This window comes from Janthinobacterium sp. EB271-G4-3-2 (assembly GCF_020858035.1).
In the GTDB taxonomy this organism is placed as follows: Bacteria; Pseudomonadota; Gammaproteobacteria; order Burkholderiales; family Burkholderiaceae_D; genus Janthinobacterium; species Janthinobacterium aestuarii.
On the sequence record NZ_JACYMG010000015.1, the window covers coordinates 150,011 to 169,927 of the forward strand.

A 19,917-nucleotide genomic window follows, 5' to 3' on the forward strand; every position below is an offset into this window, starting at 1 on the left:
GCATCCATGAAGATAATATTTTCCCAAAGACTGGCATCGTTTTTTGATCGATATCTGCGAATAATTATGCAAACATTATCACCGAAATTTGCTATTGGAAACACAATATTGATATCAAGCATGAAATAAGTGCGGATTGATTGATTTCAGCAATTATTGTTTTTAATCAAACCGTCAAATTGCTATTCCTGTAGCAATTGCCGAATGTCGTCCGCCAGGCTGGCCGGTTTGCTGGCCGTCGCGTAACGGCGAAATACGCTGCCATCCTTGCGCACCAAAAACTTGGTGAAATTCCATTTGATCGACTGCGTGCCCAATATGCCGGGCGCGGCCAGTTTTAATTGCGCAAATACGGGATGGGTATGCGGGCCATTCACGTCGACCTTGGCAAACAGGGGAAAGGTGACGCCGAAGTTTTTCTCGCAAAAGGCTTTGATTTCCCCATTCGAGCCCGGCTCCTGCTGGCGGAATTGATTGCAGGGAAAGCCCAGCACGACCAGGCCCTGCTCGTGAAATGCGCGGTACAGCGCTTCGAGCCCCTCGTATTGCGGCGTGAAACCGCAGGCGCTGGCCGTGTTGACGATCAGCAGTACCTTGCCTTTGTATTGCGCCAGATCGACCGGCGTGCCGTCCAGCGCCTCGGCCTGGAAATCGTGGATGCTGGTCATGTCAGAGGAGTCCCAGTTTGGTGGCGGTTGAGGGCGGCGCCGTTTCCGGCGCCGTTGCGCCCTTGAGCTTGATCGCCAGGCGCAGGTCGTTGACGGAGTCCGCATTGCGCAGCGCGTCTTCATGGCTGATGGCGCCCGCTTCGTGCAGGTCGAACAGGGCCTGGTCGAACGTCTGCATGCCGTGTTCGCGCGATTTTTTCATCAATTCCTTGATCTCGTGCACCTGGCCCTTGAAGATCAGGTCGCTCATCAGCGGCGAGTTGAGCAGGATTTCCAGCGCCGCCTTGCGCCCGCCGCCGTCCTTGTTGGGAATCAGGCGCTGCGAAATCATGCCCTTCAAATTCAGCGACAAGTCCATCAGCAACTGCTGGCGCCGCTCTTCGGGGAAGAAATTGATGATGCGGTCCAGCGCCTGGTTGGCGTTGTTCGCGTGCAAGGTCGCCAGGCACAGATGGCCCGTCTCGGCGAATGCGATGGCGTGGTCCATGGTGTCGCGGTCGCGGATCTCGCCAATCTGGATCACGTCTGGCGCCTGGCGCAGGGTGTTTTTCAGGGCCGTGGCCCAGTCGTCCGTATCGACGCCCACTTCGCGCTGGGTGACGATGCAGTTGCCGTGCGGATGGATGAATTCCACGGGGTCTTCGATGGTGATGATGTGGCCGTGGCTGTGCGCGTTGCGGTGGCCCACCATGGCAGCCAGGGTGGTCGACTTGCCGCAGCCCGTGGCGCCCACCATGATGACGAGGCCCCGCTTGCTCATGACGATATCTTGCAGGATGGCGGGCAAACCGAGCCCATCGAGGGTGGGGATGGCGGTATTAATCAAGCGCAAGACCATGCCTGCCTGGCCCATCTGCACGAAGGCGGACACGCGGAAGCGCCCGAGTCCGTCCGGGCTGATGGCGAAATTGGCTTCGCGGCTGGACGCGAACTCGGCCGCCTGGCGTTCGTTCATGACGGCGCGCACGTAGCCGGCCGCCTGCTGCGCGTCGAGCACGCCGCCCGCCAGCGGCGTCAGCTTGCCGTCGAGCTTGATGGCGGGCGGAAAGCCGGCCGTGATGAACAGGTCGGAGCCGCCCCGTGCGCGCATCTGCGCCAGCAGCGCGTGCATGGCGCCATAGTGTTCGTGTGTCGTCTGCATCGCTTATCCGGGGAAGTTTTCAGGGGCCTTGGCGGCTGAGCGGGCCGTCTCGGCCGAGATCGTGCCGCGCCGTACCAGGTCGGACAGGCACTGGTCCAGGGTCTGCATGCCCACGTTGCTGCCCGTCTGGATGGCCGAATACATTTGCGCCACTTTTGCTTCGCGGATCAGGTTGCGCACGGCCGGCGTGGCCAGCATGATTTCATGCGCGGCCACGCGGCCCGCGCCGTCCTTGGTTTTGAGCAGGTTCTGCGAAATGACGGCTTGCAAGGATTCGGACAGCATGGCGCGCACCATTTCCTTTTCCTCGGCGGGGAAGACGTCGATGATGCGGTCGATCGATTTCGCGGCCGACGAGGTGTGCAGGGTGCCGAACACGAGGTGGCCCGTCTCGGCCGCCGTCAGCGCCAGGCGGATGGTTTCCAGGTCGCGCAATTCGCCCACTAAAATCACGTCCGGGTCTTCGCGCAGGGCCGAGCGCAGCGCGTTGCTGAACGAATGCGTGTGCGAACCCACTTCGCGCTGGTTGATCAGGCATTTCTTCGGTTCATGCACGAATTCGATCGGGTCTTCGATGGTCAAAATATGGTGGTTCAGCCGCTCGTTGACGTGGTTCACCATCGCCGCCAGGGTGGTCGACTTGCCGGAACCGGTCGGCCCTGTCACCAGCACGAGGCCGCGTGGGCGCATGGCCAGCTCGCCGAAGATGCGCGGCGCGTTCAGGTCTTCCAGGGTCAGCACCTTTGACGGAATCGTGCGCAGCACGGCCGAGGCGCCCCTTTCCTGGTTGTAGGCGTTGACGCGGAAGCGGGCCAGGCCGGGAATCTCGAACGAGAAATCGCATTCCAGCGCTTCTTCATACGCCTTGCGCTGGCTGTCGTTCATGATGTCGTAGATCATGCTGTGCACTTCCTTGTGCTCGAGCGGGGGCACGTTCAGGCGGCGCACGTCGCCGTTGACCCGTATCATCGGCGGCAGGCCGGAAGACAGGTGCAGGTCGGAAGCCTTGTTGCTGACGGAGAAAGCGAGTAGTTCGGAGATGTCCATTTATAATCCCTGTGCCTGCATTGATGGGCTGGCGCACTGTGCCGCCGCCCCTATACACTAGAAAATGATTATGTCCACAATCGAACAGAACTTGCAAGCCGTGCGCGAGAGTATTGCGCAGGCCGCCGCTGACGCGCAGCGCGCCCCTGGCGACGTGACCCTGCTGGCCGTCTCGAAAACTTTCGGCGCGGATGCCGTGCTGGACGCCATGCGCGCGGGCCAGGCGGCGTTTGGCGAAAATTATCTGCAGGAAGCGCTCGACAAGATTGCCTTTGTGAAAGCGGCCGCGCCGCAGCATGCTCCCGCATGGCATTTCATCGGTCCCATCCAGAGCAACAAGACGCGCCCCATCGCCGAACACTTCGACTGGGTGCATACGGTGGAACGGGAAAAGATCGCCGCGCGCCTGTCCGAGCAGCGCCCGGCCGGCTTGCCGGACCTGAATATCTGTCTGCAAGTCAATATCAGCGGCGAGGCCAGCAAGAGCGGCGTGACGCCAGCCGAACTGCCTGCACTGGCGCATGCCGTGGCGCAATTGCCCCGTTTGCGTTTGCGCGGCCTGATGGCCATCCCCGAGCCGGAAACGGAGCTCACGCTTCAGCGCGCTGCCTTTGCGCAACTGCGCGCGCTGTACGAACAATTGAAGGTCGAAGGGCTGGCGCTCGACACCTTGTCGATGGGCATGTCGGCCGACTTGCGCGCCGCCGTGCTCGAGGGCGCCACCATCGTGCGCGTGGGCAGCGCCATTTTCGGTTCCCGCAACTATTCCTGATAAAGAGAGAACAAGCATGACGACAGAACTGAATATCGCATTCGTAGGCGGCGGCAACATGGCCGCGGCCCTGATCGCCGGCCTGGCGGGTAAATTGACCCTGGGCGGCAACATCCACGTGATCGACCCGCATGCGCCGGCGCTGGAAAAACTGCAAACGCAATTCGGCGTCACGACGGCCACTGCCGCTGGTGAGGCGCTGCGCGGCGTGGATGTGATCGTGCTGGCGGTGAAACCGCAAAGCATGCGCGAAGTAGCGGCGCAGTTGCTGCCCTTCCTCGACGGGGAGCGTGCGCCATTGATCCTGTCGATCGCGGCCGGCATCCGCGCGCAAGACCTGTCGCGCTGGCTCGGCGATTATCCCGCCATCGTGCGCTGCATGCCGAACACGCCTGCCCTGATCGGCATGGGCATCACGGGCATGGTGGCCAGCAGCGGCGTCAGCGACGAGCAAAAGAAAACGGCGGACGCCATCCTGCGCGCCGTCGGCCAGACGGTCTGGCTCGACGACGAAGCGAAGATCGACCCTGTCACGGCCGTGTCCGGCAGCGGTCCCGCCTACGTGTTTTACTTTATCGAAGCGATGCAGCAGGCGGCGTCCGAACTGGGCTTGACGCCCGAGCAGGGCACGCAGCTGGCGATTGCCACGTTTACGGGGGCGGCGCAACTGGCGGCGAACTCCAGCGAACCGGTGTCCTTGCTGCGCGAGCGCGTCACGTCGAAGGGCGGCACGACCTACGCGGCCCTGACCAGCATGGAAGAGAGCGGCGTGAAGGCGGCCATCGTCAAGGGCATCAAGGCGGCCGCGCAGCGCGGGCGCGAGATGGGGGACGAGCTGGGCAAATAAACGCTACATCACCTTGACGGCGCGGCCGATATACAGGATCGGCCCAGTCGGCCTGCCTGTCGGCGAGCCCGTTTCCGGCTCCAGCGTGATTTCAAACAGTTGCTCCGGCTGCAGCGGTGGCAGCTTATCCAGGGTCAACTTGAGGCTTTGCCCCGGCTTGACCAGGCCCAGCGAGACGGGCGCGCCCCAATCCTTGCCCTTGGTCCAGAATTGCAGGGCTTTTTGCTGCGGCACGGCAGTCGGGCCCAGCGGAATCAGGCTCAGGTCGCGGTTCTTGCCGCCGCGTCCGCCCGCCTGCACGATCCAGCCCGGCGATTTATCCTGCGGCGCCACCAGCACCACCAGATAGCCGGGGCCGCTGGGCGCTTGCAATTGCGTAGTGACCAGCACGGCCAGCGCGGCCGTGGCCGCCAGGCCGCCGCCGGCGAGCACCCGCCAGAAGGCCAGGCTATTCCACCACGCCTGCCAGCCGCCCGCCTGCCGCACGGCTTTCGGCGTGAACAGGCTGGCGCTGATGCGCGGCCACAGCGGGGCCGAAGGCGTTTCGGGCGGCGCCAGGGTCGTCAACGGCAGCAGACGCTGTTCCCAGGCGTCGACGGCGTCGCGCAGGGCTGGTTCACGCGGCAGACGCTGTTCCACTGCCGCGCGTTCGGCCAGCGCCAATGTTCCCAGCACGTATTCGCCGGCCAGCCTGTGCAGTTCTTCGTCGCTGTTGATCATTGCATGCACTCCCGCAAGGCGGCCAGGCCCCGCTTGACCCAGGCCTTGACGGTTCCCAGCGGTGCTTGCAGGCGTTGCGCGATTTCGCTATGGGAACATCCATCGACGTAGGCGTACAGGATGCTATTGCGTTTGGGCTCGTCCAGGTGGCCGAGGCAATCGTGCAGCTTGCCCAAGTCCGCCTGGTCGGCATAGGCCTCGCCCGTATCATGGCTTTGGCGTTCGTGCAGCAGGGTTTCCACGGTATCCTCGTCGGCTGACAGTTCATGGGCGCGGGCACGCGCCACGTCCAGCGCCTGGTGCCGCACCACCACATAGATCCAGCCCTTGCCGCTGCCGCGCGTGGCGTCGAAACTGCCGGCGCGGCGCCAGATATTCAGGAAGGCGTCGTGCAGCACGTCTTCGGCCAAGGCCCGCTGGCGCACGATACGCAGGGCCACGCCCAGAAGATAGCGGCTTTCCTGCTGGTACAGGCCATGCAATGCCTGCTGCTCGCCCCTGGCGCAGGCGCGCAGGGCGGCATCGTAATCGTAAGGGGCGGCGTGGGCTGGCAAGGTTGGGGCAATCGTCAAGGTTTAACGGTTAGCAAGTTTTCAATGCCGAGTATAGGCCAGAAACCAGCTTGCCAACCGTCAACGGCAGGTATTTATGCGGCTTTCCAGAAGATGTAATCGGCCTGATAGGGCACCCATTGCTTGGCGCCGATGGACTCCATGCCGCAGGGGCTGCTTGGCGCCACGCCGCCGCTGGTGGCCACGCGCTGGATGTAGCTGACGCCCTGCATGGCGCCGCTGCCCGTGGCCGGGTTGGCTTTTACCAGTTGATACGGGATGTTGCCCGCGCCGGCCGGCGCCACGGCCACTTGCGTCGCCGTCACTTTCGAGCCATCCAGGTTGGCCCAGGTGGCAGGAGGACCGACATACGTGCCCACTTTCATGCCGCTGCGGTCGTTCAAGGCTGCGTCCGGGCCCACGAAGACCCATTCATGGCCCGTCATGTCTTTCTTGGCCTTGCATTCGTAGGCGATCTTGCCTACGCCCACCGTCTGCATGGCAACTTGATGGCCATCGGGCACTTTCACGGCGTTTGGCAATTGTTCCTGCGAATAGCGCGCGCTCATGGGGGCGCAGGCGGCCATCAGCAGGGCGGCGCACAGCACGGTGAGGGAAGGGGCGGTATGGCGTGGGGCGATGGTGGCAAGCATGGCAAACTCCTGGTAGTTGGCTCAACCGGCTGGTTGATACCATTACTACGCGGGGGCCTGCCATTTGGATGCAGCCAGGAAAAAAATAATTTATTCCGGCGTTTCTTTCTTGCTGAAACGCTGGGCCAGCGCCAGCACGACGGGCATGGCGGCCGTGGCGTGCTTGAGCAGCGCGCCGCTGGCCCGCAGCAGCGGCAGGAAACGGCGCGGTCGCACGAGCAGCAGGCCCAGCACGGCGCCGCCCACCATCAGGGGAATTTTGAAGCGCGTGGCCAGGGTGTGGCGCAGATTGCCGCCCGTCAAAGGTTCCAGCAATTGCCGCGTTTGCACGCTCAGAGCCAGGCGCTGCAGCGCGCATTCGGCCAGCAGCGCATCGCGCCGCTGCGCCAGGCCGGCGGCCGTGTGGACGTGCGACAACTTGGTGGGATGCGTGGTCATGGCCGCTCCGATCCCCGGCGTGCCAGCAGTTGCAGCTCGTCCAGGTCTTTGTTCAGTTCGGAAAGTGTGAAGGACAGCAGTTTCGGCTTGCTGCGGAAACTGGCGCGCACGCCGAGCAGGGTGGCGATGGCGGCAACGATGAAGACGGCGGCCGTGATGGCGATGGCGGCGATGCGGTGCGTGTCCCAAAATAATACGATGACGAGGAACACGATCAATACCAGGCCAACGAACAGGCACAGCAGTGCCAGCATGGCCAGGGCCAGATAGGACAGGAAGCGCAGCGACTCTTCTTCCATTTCCACTGCGGCCAGGGCCAGACGGGTCTGGACGATGGCGGCGAGGGTCGCTGCGACTTGGGCGACATGGTGCATGATAGCCATATGCTGCCTTTCGCGTCAGGAGACGGCCTATGCCGTCGGTGCTGCGTCGGTACTAACTAGCGGCGTGACGAGGAAAGCAGCAGGCCGAACAGTACGCCCACGACGGCGCCCGCGCCCACGGCTTTCCATGGATTGTCCTGCACGTACTCGTCGGTGACCTTGGCCGCCTTCTTGGTTCGTTCGAGCAAGTCCTCTTCCAGCTTGATCAAGTCTTTCTTGGCCGTTTCCAGGGTGGCGATGAACTTGTCCTTGACGGCTTTCACATTCTCGCCCGTCTGATCCTTGGCGCCGTCGAGCCAGCCTTCCGCTTCATTGATGACGGTTTTCAAGTCGCCCGCCAGTTTGTCGCGTGCCTTGTCGGCGTCGGCGAGGATGCTGTCGCTGCTGGATTTTCCGGTATGTATCGAGCTCATGTATTACCTCATGGAAGTGAAACTGCACAGTGAAATACCAGTGTAGGCAGCTGCGGCCAGGCTTGTCTTGCGCCGCCTCAAGGGCTGCCGCGGCGCCAGAGTTATTGCTTAACGGAAAGCAAAGTCCAGTACCACGCCCGCAAACACCGCTGCTCCTAGCCAGTTATTATGCCGGAATGCCGCAAAACACGGCATACGCTCGCGTGCGCGGATCAGGGTGTAGTGGTAAACGGCGCATCCGGCCGCAACTACTAGGCCGGCGACGAACCAATAACGCAAGCCCAGGTACCAGCCGCAGCCCAGCCACAGCAGCAGGAAAACGGCATAGCAAAACATGACGATGGCCACGTCGTAACGGCCGAAGGTGATGGCCGACGTCTTGATGCCGATTTTTAAATCGTCGTCGCGGTCGACCATCGCATATTCCGTATCGTAGGCCACGGCCCAGAAGACATTGCCCAACAGCAGCAGCCAGGCAACGACGGGCACGGAATCCGTGATGGCGGCAAAGCCCATGGGAATGCCGAAGCCGAAGGCGATACCGAGATACGCTTGCGGAATGGCAAAGAAGCGCTTGAAGTAGGGATAGGTGCCGGCGATGATGACGGCGGCCACGGACAGTTGCTTGGTCAGCGCATTCAAGGGCAGGATCAGGCAAAAGGCCAGCACGGTCAGTACGCCGGCCACGGCCAGCGCTTCCTTGCCGCTGATGCGTCCGCTGGTGATGGGGCGCTCGGCCGTACGCTTGACGAATTTGTCGATATCCTGGTCGGCGTAGTCGTTGATGGCGCAGCCTGCCGAACGCATCAGGAAAGTGCCGAGAGTGAAGATGAGCAGCAGCCGCCAGTCCGGCACGCCCTGCTGCGCCAGCCACAGCGCGCACAGGGTAGGCCACAGCAGCAATACGGTACCGATAGGCTTGTCCAGCCGTATCAGGCGGAAATACAGCGCCAGCTTGTTCATGGAAGACTCGATCTTTGTTGAAGAGAAAGGTCGATTATCGCAAATAGTATGTAAATGTACTATTCGTCGTCTTCGCACAAGGGGGTGATGCCAGGCAAGTTGCAGCTGGCGATGGCCGCGCACAAGGCGTCGATGGCGGCTTTGCGCGTAAAACTCTTGCGCCACAGCATGACCACCCGGCGCGATGGCACGGGGGCGGCGAATGGCCGGTATTCGAGCATGCCGTCGGTGGCGTGCATATTGGCGACGGAGGCGCGCGGCAAGACCGTCAGGCCGATGCCGCTGGCCACCATGTGGCGGATGGTTTCCAGTGAGGAACCTTCAAACGTGCGCTGCATGCCGTTGCCGGGCGAGGAAAAACGCGCCATTTCGGGGCACACTTCCAGCACCTGGTCGCGGAAGCAGTGGCCATTGCCCAGCAGCAGCATGGTTTCCGATTTCAAATCCTGCGCGGCGATTTTGTCGCGCGCCGTCCACGGATGCTGGCGCGGCATGGCGACGACGAACGGCTCGTCATACAGTTCCTGCATCGCCATGCCGTGGTCGGGCAGGGGCAGGGCCATGATGGCCACGTCCAGTTCGCCCTGGCGCAGCAATTCGAGCAGGCGAACCGTGAAGTTTTCCTGCAAGATCAAGGGCATTTGCGGTACCTGGTCTATCATGGCCTTGACCAGGGGTGGCAGCAGATAGGGGCCGATCGTGTAGATCACGCCCAGGCGCAGGGGGCCGGCCAGCGGGTCCTTGTTTTGCTTGGCGAGTTCCTTGATGGCGGCCGTCTGTTCCAGCACGCGCTCGGCTTGCGCGATGATCTGCGCGCCCAGGGGCGTGACGGAGATTTCCGCGCCGCCCCGTTCGAACAGGACCACGCCCAATTCGTCTTCGAGTTTCTTGATGGCCACTGACAGGGTGGGCTGGGCAACGAAGCAAGCTTCGGCGGCATGGCCGAAGTGCTTCGCTCGCGCGACTGCAACGATATATTTCAGTTCAGTCAGTGTCATAGGTTGATTGAAACACAGGAAGTACTTACTTGCAATGAATGAAAGGTGGCGCAAACGTGAAACTGTGGCGCCGATGGCGTATTGTAGCGGATCGCCCCCTATAATGCGGGACCGGGCGGCGGAGGGAGAGGGCGATGGAACTGCGGATGCAGACGCTGGAAGCGGCGATCAATTACTGGCGTGCCAGGCAACCGGCGCGCGGCAATGAATATGCGCTGTCGCCGCCCGTCAGCCGCCTGGCCGGCGTGTATGCGCTGATGATTTACCACCGGCAAGATCGCATCGCCGAAGAGGGCCTGGACCCGGTCGTCCTGGCCTTGATCGATGCCTGGCGCCGCGATGCCGGCGGCATCCAAGGCGATAGCCACGCCTGATTGCGGCCCTATTTATTGCGACCCTTTTATTGCGCCCCTTTTATTGCGACCCTATTGATAACCCAACAAGAGATATCCATGCCTGACTTTGAAAACAAACTGTGCGGCCGTGACGAACTGCGCGCCCGCGCCGCGGCCCTGCCGAAACCGGTGGTGGTGACGAACGGCGTGTTCGACATTTTGCACCGCGGCCACGTGACGTATCTGGCGCAGGCGCGCGCACTGGGCGCTTCGCTGATCGTTGCCGTGAATACTGATGCTTCAGTGAAACGTCTGGGCAAGGGCGACGACCGTCCCCTGAACAGCTGCGAAGACCGCATGGCCGTGCTGGCCGCGCTGGAAGCGGTGAGCCTGGTCGTGCCGTTCTCGGAAGACAGTGCCCTGGAAGTGGTGCAGGAGATCGAACCGGACATCTATGCCAAGGGCGGCGACTACGACATGGCGGCCATCCCCGAAGGCAAGGCCGTGCTGGCGTATGGCGGCCAGGCCGTGGCCATCGATTTCGAGCATGACCGCTCGACCACCAAGCTGTTGACGAAAGTGCGGACGCAGCAGGGCTGAGGAAGCTCGTCAATGTTTCCATACAGATAAAAAGACGTTACTATGAGAACTGCCAGGGCTGCGACTTCGTTTCGACCGCCCCAGCACGTTACACCGTCTGATATGCATTGCTTGTCATAGAAAATAAATGGATCATAAAACTTCTGGGGATTGGCCACTGCCCTCCGGCGCCTGGTACGTCGATGACGACGGCGCGTGGAGCATGCAGCGCAGCGCGGACGGCCAGAACGTCTCGCCCTTGGTGAGCCAGGCCGATATCGGCAAGCTGATGCTGGCGCGGCGCCTGCCCGCGGCCGCCGACGCGCCCGTGCGGCAGTTTCCGCCCGAATTCTCGTTCGACCCCGTTTCGGGCGCGGCCTTGCAAGTGCCGCCCGACACCGCAATTCCCCCGCCGTGGGTGCCGCCCTATGGTGCACACCCCGTCAGCGACGTGCCGCCGGCTGGCCCGGCCGGCTTGCGCCAGGCCAGCGTGCCCCTGAAACTGGCCGACCAGCGGGCCCGCGAAGAGCATGTACAAGCCGATGCCTCGCTGCCCATGCCGCCGCCCGGCGAATACGAATTCTTTGCCGCCCAGTTCGGCACCAGCGCGCCCGCGCTGCTGGCGCTCGACCCGCGCAAGGCCGTCCTGCACGCGTGGCTGCCCGCCTCGAAACGCTGGCTGGCGCTGGACCCCGACTATGGCAGCCTGCTGGCTGAATCGGATCTGGCCCACGGCGCCTGGCGCGCCGAGCTGGTGCCGGAGTTCAATAGCGTGCTGGTCTTGCCGACCAGCCACGGCCTCGCTTGCATCCGTCCCGACGTGCCATCGCTGACCTACGTGGTCGAGCATGTGGGCGGCGCGCCGTGCATCGCCAGCCCCGTCTGGTTCCAGAACCGGCTGTGGGCACCGCTGCGTGACGACGATGGCCGCATCCGCTTCGTCAACCTTGACGCCGCGCAAAAGCCGGGCAGCGACGTGCTGCTCGACGGCATGATGGATCTGGGCGCCGTCGGCGCGCCCGTCGCCTACAACCGCATGGCCGTGTGGCCGTGCGCCAACGGCCAGCTGCGCTTGCAGCTGCAGCCGGACGGCAACGTGGCCGCCTCGTTCACCCCGTGGCCCGAAGGGCTGGTGCCGCACTTCGAATTCGGCAGCCCCTACGTATCGCGCGACGGCGGCCTGTGGCAGCTGTGCTTCGAGCGCAGCCGCGGCACCTATGTCTACGTGAAACTGGGCGCGCAGGCCGAACGGGCCGACGCGCTGGCGCCGCGCCTGTGTTCGGGCAGCTTCAATTACCGCTTCGCCACCAAGCTGAAAACGGCGCCATGGGAAGAGCCGGAACACGGCGACGATGGCGGCAAGAACCAGGCCGTCATGCCGCTGCTGGAGTCAAGCGTTGGCAACAGCGTCTTCGGCGTCAAGTTCGCCACCAGCGCCGGCCTGTCGAGCGTGCTGCGCTCGAACGAGCGTCTGGCGGCCCAGCTGGTGCAGGACGACGAGTTGCGCGAAACCGTGTTTCACACGTTCGCCGTCAGCGAGCCGTGGAGGTTGCGCCTGTTTGTTCATGAAGGCATGCTGTGGGCGTACCACCCCTTGCTGTCGCGCATCGATGGCTGGGCCTTGCAGGCATGAACGCGCGCGTCCTGATCGCGGCCTGCGCCGCTTTGCTCAGTGCAGCCGGCGTGCAGGCGGCCGGCATCCAGCAAGCGTTTCTCGTACAAAACTCGGGCTGGATGGAGCCGTTTTATACGGATGAACAGTCGCAGCTGAAAGCCCTCGTGGGCGCCGTGGCGCAGGCCGCCACGAGCCCGTCCGACAAGGTCTATACCCTGGCCTTCAGCCAGAGCAGCGGCAGCAATGTGTCGCCCGCGCTGATCGGGCAAGGGCAGGGCGGCGCCGGCGTGGCGGGCCAGCTGGCCAATCTCGGCCTGGCGCGCAAGAGCGCCGGCGGCGCGCTGGCCGACACGGATTTCCAGGAAGCCGTCACCAAGACCATCACGGGCCCGTTCCAGTCCGCCTCCGGCATCGTGTGGATCTTTACCAATAATAAGAACAGCCCGAACAACGACAGCCAGACGGCCGAGCGCAACCGCGACTTTTACCGGCTGCTGCACTTGGAACCGTCGATCACCAAGACGGTGGTGTTTCCGCTGCGCATGCCCGTGCAGGGCAAGCTGTACAGCGCCAAGGGCTTGATGGTGTATGCGCTCGCGTACGGCCAGCCCGCGTCGGAGGCTTTGACCCGCATCCTGGCCGAAGGGCGGCTGTCGCAAGTGCTGACGCGCCCGCCCGCGCGCCTGAAACCGGTGGACCAGGATGCCGTGCGCATCGTGCCCCAGTCCGTCAAGAACAGCGCCAATGTGCACGCCAGCCTGGGCCGCGACGGGCGCACCATCGTGCTCGACGTCGATGCGGCGAAGCTGCTGCCGCAGGTGGTGCTGCAGGCGACCCTGCAAAACATGTTCTTCCCGTACGTGATCGACAGCGCCAAGGTGCACGCCAGCCTGGCCGGCCAGAACGCGCCGCTGCACGTTGCGCCGGATCAAATCCGCCAGCTGCAGCCGGGCGCCAGCCAGTCCGTGCAAGTGCAGTTCGCGCTGCCGATGGCGCAGATCCCGTCGCCGTGGTCGGCGCAGGCGATCGCCGCCATGGGCAAGCAGGTGATGCTGCCCATGCAGGCGCAAGTGGGCCTGTCGGAACAGCGGCTGGCGCTGGCGTCCAGTTTTGGCAAGGATTTGCAGGAACTGTTCCCTGGCGATCCGATCTCAAGCATGTTTACGCCGCCCGACAGCGTGCGCGCCTCGCAGGCAACGATACCGCTGCTGGTGCGCATCCAGTATCCGCTGCTGCCCGTGCTGGTGATACTGGGCGGCGTCCTCGCGCTCGTGCTGGGCTTGCTGGCGCTGGGTTTGCTTGGCACGCGCGCCACGCGCTACAAGGTGCTGGCTGACGGCGTGCAGCGGCAGGTGCTGTTGAAACCGTTCAAGAGCGTGCAGATCCGCGATGATGACGGCCGCGACATTGGCGAACTCAAGCGGGGCCTGGGCAAGCCGGCCATCGTGCGCGTGGCCGAAGGCCATACCCTGAGCCTGGCCTGAACACAGATTCCTTTTTAAACTAGTCAAATCCACCAGAGGCATACCATGGCGCAAGACACTCCCAAAGACAACGCAGGTTTTACTTTGCCAGTTCCGGCGTCCGCGCCGCCTGCCGCCGACGCACCGGCTGCCGGCGCTGCCGCCACCACGGCCACCATCGAGCCGGCGCCCGCGCTCGATCCTGCCAGCACGACCGACACCTCGTCGCGCGATACCCTGATCGGCGGCGTCGTGCTGTTGCTGCTGTTCATCGCCTTTTTCTTTGCCAAGAACGCCTATGCGAATGGCCTGGTCGCCAAGCGCGTGCCGCCGAACAAGGCCAATGCCTCGGGCTGGTGGCTGTTCATCTTCCTGGCCAGCCTGGCGACCGGCGTTGTGCTGGCCGCCGTGAACGCGCATAAATTCCTCGCGCCACTGTTCATGGGACCGCTGGTGCTGGTGGGCCTGGTCGCCCTGTTGCTGACATTTACCTCGAGCCGCCGTTAAGCACGCCGTAACACGCTTTATCCAAGGAATCACCATGGCAGAGAACCTGAACCAAACCATTACCGGCGGCGCCAGCGAGCGCAAGCAGGACAAGATCATCGAACTGCGGCCGACCCTGTTCATCGGTATCGGCGGCACGGGCATGCAGGTGCTGATGCGCGTGCGCCGGCGCGTCCTCAACACCCTGTGGGGCGGCGCGGGCAACCGCACGCGCATCGAGGGCTTGGCCGACTTTCCCATCGCGCAATTCATCCATTTCGACCTTGACAATGGCGCCGTGATCGAAAGCGGCGAGTCGCAGGCGAAGGACTTGCAGTTCGACCAGGTGAAGTTCACGGATGACGACAAGGTGGTCGAATCGTTCGACATGGACAAGTACAGCCGCGATGAAGATTCCCTGGAGAAATATCCGCACATCAAGGAATGGCTGCCCCTGACGCCGCAGCGCATCCGCGAATTGCGTTTCGATATGAGCAGCGGTGCCGGCCAGATCCGCGCCGTCTCGCGCCTGTATTTCTTCGACAAGTACGCGAAGATCCGCGACAAGATCCGCTTGAAGTTGAAAGCGCTGAAGGCGGGCCTGTCGCACGAGCGCCAGCTGGCCGAGCTGGGCTTGCGCATGGAAACGAACCGTTTCCGCATCGTCATCGTCGGCTCCGTGGCGGGCGGCACGGGTTCCGGTTCCTTCCTCGACATGGGCTTGCTGGCGCGCTGGCTGGCGCGCAGCGAAGTGGGCGCGGCCGACGTGGAGCTGATGCTGTTCTTGCCGACCGGCTACACCAAGGCCAACAAGGACCGGGTCGAGGCCAACGGCTATGCGGCGCTGATGGAGCTGGAATCGGCCATGATGGGCAACAAGGGCTACGTGGGCCGCTGGGATGCGTATGACCGTCCGGAACTGACGCGCGAGCCGTACAGCGAGGTCTACCTGATCGATTCGGGCAACCTTGCCCAGCAGCACACCAAGGATGTCAGCGACGTCTACCACATGGTGGCTGACTCGCTGTTCGAGGATTTCGCCTCGGCCGACTTCGCGCGCGCCAAGCGTTCGATCGCCGTCAACCAGGCGCAGCACAAGAATTCGCTGTACAACGCGCCCGTGCCGCAAGACCGCTTCGGCGACATGCGCCTGTATTTCTCGAAGCGCTTTTCCTCGTTCGGCATGGCCGTGCTCGACACGCGCCAGGAAGCGGCGCGCGACGAGCGGGCCCACCGCTGGGCCGGCGCCATGCTGCAAGCGTTCTTCGGCGTGGGCGGCACGGATGCGGGTGCCAACCGGGCCACGGATACGCAGCGCGATAATTTCCTCGCCGCCAATATGTTCCTGAAGGGCACGCCGTTCAGCGACTTCCCCGAATTTTCCGACAAGAGCATCGAACTGAAGCGTTCGAGCGGCGACTTCATCGATTTCCGCGTCGTCGACGAATTGCTGGAAGACCGCCATGGCCACTTGCTGGCCGGCGTGGAAAACCGCGTCAATACGCGCATCAACGATATCCGCACGGGCTTTGACCGCAGCGAATGGCCGGCGCAAGTGCGCGACGCCATGAAACATCTGGAACGCGACGCCGTGCGCGATCAGGATTCCACGGCCGACACGACGGAAGACCGCATCAGCAAGCGCCGCCGCGAAGTGCTGGAAGACGTCAAGAAAGTCGTGCGCGACCAGCTGTATGGCTACCTCGACAACAAGGAATTCGGCGGCCTCGAGTACGTGCTGTCGCTGGTGGAACAGATCAAGGACCGCATCGAGGCGCCGGGCAGCGGCTTGACGGCGCAGATCGGCAACAATGCCGAGCGCTACCGCGAAATCAAGGAAGCCGTGCGTTCGCGCGAATACGAGCGCCTGCTGAACAACCTGGAGCAGACGCGCGGCACCTTCGGCTTCCTCAGCAACGGCGAAAAGCAGGCCGGCGTGGTGATGGATCACTTGCGCACGGAAATGGCGAATGCCCTGAAATTCCATCTGCGCGCCAAGGCGGCGGACGAGTCCGTCATCCTGCTGGGCGAACTGTCGCGCTGGCTGGGCAACCGGGTCGGCGTCGACGCGCAAGGCCGCGCGCAGTGGAATGGCCTGGTGGGCGAGCTGCAAACGGGCCGCGAAGGCGTGCTGGCCATGCTGGCGGAACTCAAAACGGCCAATACGATTTTGCAGAAGGACCTGGACAAGGAACACGCGACCCTGATCGTCATTCCCGTCACGGAAAAAGACATCGCGCTGCCATCGGCGGCCACCTTGCGCCAGTGGGCCGATGAAGCGTTCAAGGACATGGGCGGTTCGAAAGCGCTGTTCCCCATGCTGGGCGAACCGGCGCAACGGGGCTTGATCCTGGCCAAAGTCACGCGCATGGCCGAGAACATGATCGCCACGACGGGCCTCGTGGAAGGGGCGACAAGCACGCCCGACCCGCTGTTCGAAGCGCTGGAACAGATGGATGTGTCCGAACGCCTGGACCGCTTCCGCAAGCTGCTGGCCTGCTCGATGCCGTGGATCGACGCCAACATGGCGGGCGACTTCACGGTTGTGTCGGACCAGTTCAAATGCGTGATCGGCGTGGCCAACGCGGCCGCCTTCAAGGCCAAATTCGGCGCCGAGCTCGAGTCATGCGTGCCGACCCAGGTGGGCATCACGGTGAGCCAGCTTGAAATCGTCGAGACGGGCATCCGCGGCCGAGCCGTCTGCTATTGCGAGCTGGCCGGCGTGCCGATGACGGTGCTGCGGGGCCTGGAAGGCTGGCGCACCAGTTACCGCAAGGAAGGCGACAACGACAAGGCGCCGACCCACACGCACATCGATCCGACGCAATTCACGCACCCGATCGCGCCGAACACGGACGAGATGAAGCGCCTGGCGGAAGACTTCGGCGAATTCCTGCAAGCGATCATGCTGGGCGTGCTGACGCGCCACACGGGCCGGGTCGTGCCGCCGGGCCAGTACCAGTTTGCCGTCGAGCCGGGCGACTTGCGCCGCATCGGCAATGAACGGGCCATCCGCCAGAACGGCATGCCCGCCTCGTACGAGAAAAATATCGCCCTGCGCATCGAGGAAAAATTGACGGCGCTTGACGCCGTGCAGACGGCGGCCCTGGCGGCGCTGGCAAAATACTATGAACGCACCGTGTATGCGCCCAAGCTGGTGGCGCAGGCCGATGGCTCGCAGCTGCCGTATGTCGGCTTTGGCAGCGCCATTTCCGCCGAAGTGGGCGCGCGCCTGCGCGAATCGGCGCGCCGCAAGGGCATGGCCAGCGATGAGCTCGACCGCACGGTGCAAACCCTGCTGGGCCGCCTGAAGGAATGGGCGAACGTCATCGGCGACTCCGACAGCGACGCCTACGACTGGGAAGTGCGCGAGCCGGAAGCGGACGGCCAGCCGCGCCTGAAATATGCGATCAAGGCGGAAATGCTGGAAGCGGGGCGCCTCGAGCAATTGCTGCGCCCGGCTGGCGCGGCAGCTGCCCCGGCGGCAGCCGTGTTCGGCATGGCGCCGCCACCGCTGGGCGGCATGCCGCCGCCGCTGGTGGAATACCAGTATTTCCTGGGCATCAACGGCCAGCAGCAGGGACCGTTCACGGCCCAGCAGATCGTGCAGTACGTGCAGGCGGGGCAGGTCGCACCAGGCACCACCAAGGTGTGGCGCGCGGGCTTGCCGGCCTGGGCCGACCTGGCCCAGTTCCCCGAACTGGCGCCCTTGTTCCTCAGCGCGCCGCCACCGTTGATGCCGCCGCCATTGTGAACGCTGGAATGACGTTGGAATGAAGGATTAGTTTTGGATATCTGTAACAAATGCAAGACGGGTCTGTGGACCGTTGTCAGCCATTGCCCGTACTGCGGTCATGCGGTGGCGGGCGCGGCCAAGCCAGCCGCGGCCGTGCCGCCGCCGCTGCCTGTGTCTCCGCCAGTCGCGCCCAAGCCGCCGCCTGTGCCGGTGGCGCCTGCGCCCGCACCGAAAGCGGTGCCGAAACCGGCTGTTGTTCCACCGCCAGCGCCGCCGAAGCCGGTCCAGCCGCAAGCCGCGCCCAAGCCCGCGCCGGCAGCGCCACCCGCATCAACCGAGCAGCCATCACCGCCACGCAAGTGGCTGCGCTGGCTGGGCGGCATCGTCGTGCTGGCGGCAGTGATCGTCTACATGAATGGCAAGCCGGGCGGCAAGAATGAATCGGCCTGCAATGACGCCATCGACAGCGGCCTCAAGCTGGTGGCGAATGGCAGCCTGGACGGCGCCCGCCAGAAGCTGGCGACGGCGAAGAATGTTTGCACGGGCAAGTCCAGTGCCAAGGCCGATGATTTGCAGGCGGCGATCGGCAAGGCCGGTGCCGCATCCAGCGGTTGCCAGCGCGGCGTGCGCGCCATCGAGCGGGCGATCGACGGCCATCAATTGCAAAGCGCGGCCAAGGGCATTGCCGCGCTCGACATCGATTGCGCGGGCGCATCGAGTGTCGATTCCTTGCGCAAGCAGCTGGCGCGCCAGCAGGCGGCAGCCGCGTCCGTGCTGGTGGGCGTGCGCCAGGCGCTCGATGGCAAGGATGCGGTGGCGGCACGCAATAGCATCGCCAGGCTGGAAGCGATCGACCGCGAAGCGGTGGAATTGCCGCAGCTGAAGGCTGACGTGCAGGCGCTGTCGGCAACTGCGGCGCCCGCGCCTGCGCCCGTTTCAACCCCGGCTGTTGTGCCGGCGCCGGCACAGCAGGAACCGGCGCCCGCGCGCGTGGTCGAACGTTCAGCGGTGGCCGAACGCCGTCCGCTGGAAACGTCGCCCGTCGATAGCGGCGCGGCCATGCGCAACGAAATGGCGCAATCGTTCCTGCACGATGCCGAGCGTTCTTTGCTGGAAGGTAAGTTCGATGCGGCCAAGACGTATCTGGAAAGCGCGCGCCGCGTCGATCCGGGCAATGCGCGCATCGACAATCTGTCGCGCCGCATCCGCGAGCGCGAACGGCAAGTGCTGCAGACGGAAACAACGATCAATTAGCTATCCGGGAGTCACCATGCTGAATCACACCACCTTGCGCGCCACCGCCGCGCTGACCATCGCGGCCATGCTGGCCGGCTGCGCCACGGCACCGATGAACCCGAACGGCGTGCGCCAGGACGGTGCCTATCCGCAAGGCGGTGTCCAGGCGGCTACGGACGAGGACCCGTGCAGCGTGGGCACGTCGGCCGCTGCCGGCGCGGCCGTGGGCGCGCTGCTGGGGGCATTGGCGGGCGGCAAGAACGGCGCGCTGAAGGGGGCGGCCATCGGCGGCGGCCTGGCGGCGGCCGGTTGCCTGGCCATCAATGTCAATTCGCGCCAGACCAAGACGGCGGCGCAGGCGGACCGCGACTACATCCGCACGCGGGGCGCGCTGCCGCGCGAGCCGCAAGTGGTGTCCTACACGCCGCAGCTGAGCGCGTTGACCGTCAAGCGCGGCCAGCCGTTCAAGGTGAATTCGGTGGTGGAACTGGTCAACGGCAGCGCGCAAAGCGTCAACGACGTGCGCGAAGAGCTGGTAGTGCTCGACCCGCAAGGCCAGCCATTCAAGTCCGGCTCGAAAGCCCTGGCCAGCAACAACAAGTCGGGCGGGCGCTTTGAAAATTCGTTCGAGCTGACCTTGCCGGCCGGCGTGTCGCAGGGCGTGTACGGCGTCAAGACGAATTTGTACGTGAACGGCAAGCTGGCCGCCACGCGCGACTTGCGCACGCAGTTGGTGATGCTGGACGACAATAGCGGCGCGGCGCGGCTGGCGCTGCGCTGATCGCCGTATGCAAATGCGTAGATACTGTTATCCCCGTCAAGCGGCGTGCAAGGCCGGATCAAATATTTTTCCCGACCTGAGCACGCCGAATG

The 19,917-nt window shown here is 64.0% G+C and carries 21 protein-coding genes; 10 read left to right on the forward strand and 11 right to left on the reverse strand.

All coding sequences use genetic code 11. The features are described 5' to 3' along the window. Positions 1-182: 182 nt before the first annotated feature. The 3 genes from IGS55_RS25225 to IGS55_RS25235 are packed head-to-tail and all read right to left on the reverse strand — an operon-like array spanning position 183 to position 2,856. Entirely contained in the window at positions 183-668 is a 486-nt protein-coding gene (locus IGS55_RS25225) for a glutathione peroxidase (RefSeq protein WP_230518299.1), read from the reverse strand. 1 nt (position 669) lies between these two features. Further along, entirely contained in the window at positions 670-1,809 is a 1,140-nt protein-coding gene (locus IGS55_RS25230) for a PilT/PilU family type 4a pilus ATPase (protein WP_329958152.1), read from the reverse strand. A 3-nt stretch (positions 1,810-1,812) separates the two neighbouring features. Continuing rightward, positions 1,813-2,856, reverse strand: a complete 1,044-nt coding sequence (locus IGS55_RS25235) for a type IV pilus twitching motility protein PilT (protein WP_230518298.1) — start codon at positions 2,854-2,856, stop codon at positions 1,813-1,815. A 70-nt stretch (positions 2,857-2,926) separates the two neighbouring features. On the opposite strand from IGS55_RS25235, the gene IGS55_RS25240 reads away from it, so the two are divergent. Continuing rightward, positions 2,927-3,628, forward strand: a complete 702-nt coding sequence (locus tag IGS55_RS25240) for a YggS family pyridoxal phosphate-dependent enzyme (protein ID WP_230518297.1) — start codon at positions 2,927-2,929, stop codon at positions 3,626-3,628. 16 nt (positions 3,629-3,644) lie between these two features. Beyond that, positions 3,645-4,475 (forward strand): pyrroline-5-carboxylate reductase, encoded by an 831-nt coding sequence (gene proC / locus IGS55_RS25245; RefSeq protein ID WP_230518296.1) that lies wholly within the window; start codon positions 3,645-3,647, stop codon positions 4,473-4,475. A 3-nt stretch (positions 4,476-4,478) separates the two neighbouring features. Here proC and IGS55_RS25250 read toward each other — a convergent pair whose 3' ends face one another. The 8 genes from IGS55_RS25250 to IGS55_RS25285 form a co-directional block, all read right to left on the reverse strand. After that, positions 4,479-5,195 (reverse strand): anti-sigma factor, encoded by a 717-nt coding sequence (locus IGS55_RS25250; RefSeq protein WP_230518295.1) that lies wholly within the window; start codon positions 5,193-5,195, stop codon positions 4,479-4,481. Then, the gene (locus IGS55_RS25255; protein ID WP_374106884.1) at positions 5,192-5,761 is read right to left on the reverse strand and encodes a sigma-70 family RNA polymerase sigma factor; all 570 of its coding nucleotides are present in this window, start codon (positions 5,759-5,761) and stop codon (positions 5,192-5,194) included. Before IGS55_RS25255 ends, IGS55_RS25250 begins: the two co-directional genes overlap by 4 nt. Before the next feature lie 80 nt (positions 5,762-5,841). Continuing rightward, the gene (locus tag IGS55_RS25260) at positions 5,842-6,399 is read right to left on the reverse strand and encodes a DUF3455 domain-containing protein (protein WP_230518293.1); all 558 of its coding nucleotides are present in this window, start codon (positions 6,397-6,399) and stop codon (positions 5,842-5,844) included. 90 nt (positions 6,400-6,489) lie between these two features. After that, entirely contained in the window at positions 6,490-6,837 is a 348-nt protein-coding gene (locus IGS55_RS25265) for a hypothetical protein (protein ID WP_230518292.1), read from the reverse strand. Continuing rightward, positions 6,834-7,211 (reverse strand): phage holin family protein, encoded by a 378-nt coding sequence (locus IGS55_RS25270; RefSeq protein WP_081368364.1) that lies wholly within the window; start codon positions 7,209-7,211, stop codon positions 6,834-6,836. The genes IGS55_RS25265 and IGS55_RS25270 overlap by 4 nt, the downstream gene beginning before the upstream one ends. Positions 7,212-7,276: 65 nt before the next feature. After that, positions 7,277-7,633: a DUF883 family protein gene (locus IGS55_RS25275; RefSeq protein WP_072456840.1), complete on the reverse strand. Its 357-nt coding sequence runs from the start codon at positions 7,631-7,633 to the stop codon at positions 7,277-7,279. Between the two features lie 108 nt (positions 7,634-7,741). Beyond that, entirely contained in the window at positions 7,742-8,596 is an 855-nt protein-coding gene (gene ubiA, locus IGS55_RS25280) for a 4-hydroxybenzoate octaprenyltransferase (protein WP_070305742.1), read from the reverse strand. A gap of 59 nt (positions 8,597-8,655) precedes the next feature. Next, positions 8,656-9,594 (reverse strand): hydrogen peroxide-inducible genes activator, encoded by a 939-nt coding sequence (locus IGS55_RS25285; protein ID WP_128141311.1) that lies wholly within the window; start codon positions 9,592-9,594, stop codon positions 8,656-8,658. Positions 9,595-9,728: 134 nt separating this feature from the next. Here IGS55_RS25285 and IGS55_RS25290 point away from each other — a divergent pair, with 134 nt between their 5' ends. The 8 genes from IGS55_RS25290 to IGS55_RS25325 all read left to right on the forward strand — a co-directional run bounded on the left by IGS55_RS25290 (position 9,729) and on the right by IGS55_RS25325 (position 19,825). Beyond that, positions 9,729-9,968 carry a DUF3717 domain-containing protein gene (locus tag IGS55_RS25290; RefSeq protein WP_230518291.1) on the forward strand — a complete coding sequence of 80 codons (240 nt, stop codon included), beginning with the start codon at positions 9,729-9,731 and terminating at the stop codon, positions 9,966-9,968. Positions 9,969-10,046: 78 nt separating this feature from the next. After that, positions 10,047-10,529, forward strand: a complete 483-nt coding sequence (rfaE2, locus tag IGS55_RS25295; protein ID WP_230518290.1) for a D-glycero-beta-D-manno-heptose 1-phosphate adenylyltransferase — start codon at positions 10,047-10,049, stop codon at positions 10,527-10,529. A 127-nt stretch (positions 10,530-10,656) separates the two neighbouring features. Further along, the gene (locus IGS55_RS25300; protein ID WP_230518289.1) at positions 10,657-12,141 is read left to right on the forward strand and encodes a hypothetical protein; all 1,485 of its coding nucleotides are present in this window, start codon (positions 10,657-10,659) and stop codon (positions 12,139-12,141) included. Beyond that, positions 12,138-13,607 (forward strand): hypothetical protein, encoded by a 1,470-nt coding sequence (locus IGS55_RS25305; RefSeq protein WP_230518288.1) that lies wholly within the window; start codon positions 12,138-12,140, stop codon positions 13,605-13,607. The genes IGS55_RS25300 and IGS55_RS25305 overlap by 4 nt, the downstream gene beginning before the upstream one ends. 45 nt (positions 13,608-13,652) lie before the next feature. Then, complete coding sequence (locus tag IGS55_RS25310; protein ID WP_070305732.1) at positions 13,653-14,093, forward strand: hypothetical protein; 441 nt, start codon at positions 13,653-13,655, stop codon at positions 14,091-14,093. A 34-nt stretch (positions 14,094-14,127) separates the two neighbouring features. After that, entirely contained in the window at positions 14,128-17,826 is a 3,699-nt protein-coding gene (locus IGS55_RS25315; protein WP_230518287.1) for a tubulin-like doman-containing protein, read from the forward strand. A gap of 33 nt (positions 17,827-17,859) precedes the next feature. Continuing rightward, positions 17,860-19,062 carry a hypothetical protein gene (locus IGS55_RS25320; protein WP_230518286.1) on the forward strand — a complete coding sequence of 401 codons (1,203 nt, stop codon included), beginning with the start codon at positions 17,860-17,862 and terminating at the stop codon, positions 19,060-19,062. A gap of 16 nt (positions 19,063-19,078) precedes the next feature. Continuing rightward, positions 19,079-19,825: a hypothetical protein gene (locus IGS55_RS25325; RefSeq protein ID WP_230518285.1), complete on the forward strand. Its 747-nt coding sequence runs from the start codon at positions 19,079-19,081 to the stop codon at positions 19,823-19,825. The last annotated feature ends 92 nt before the right edge of the window (positions 19,826-19,917 follow it).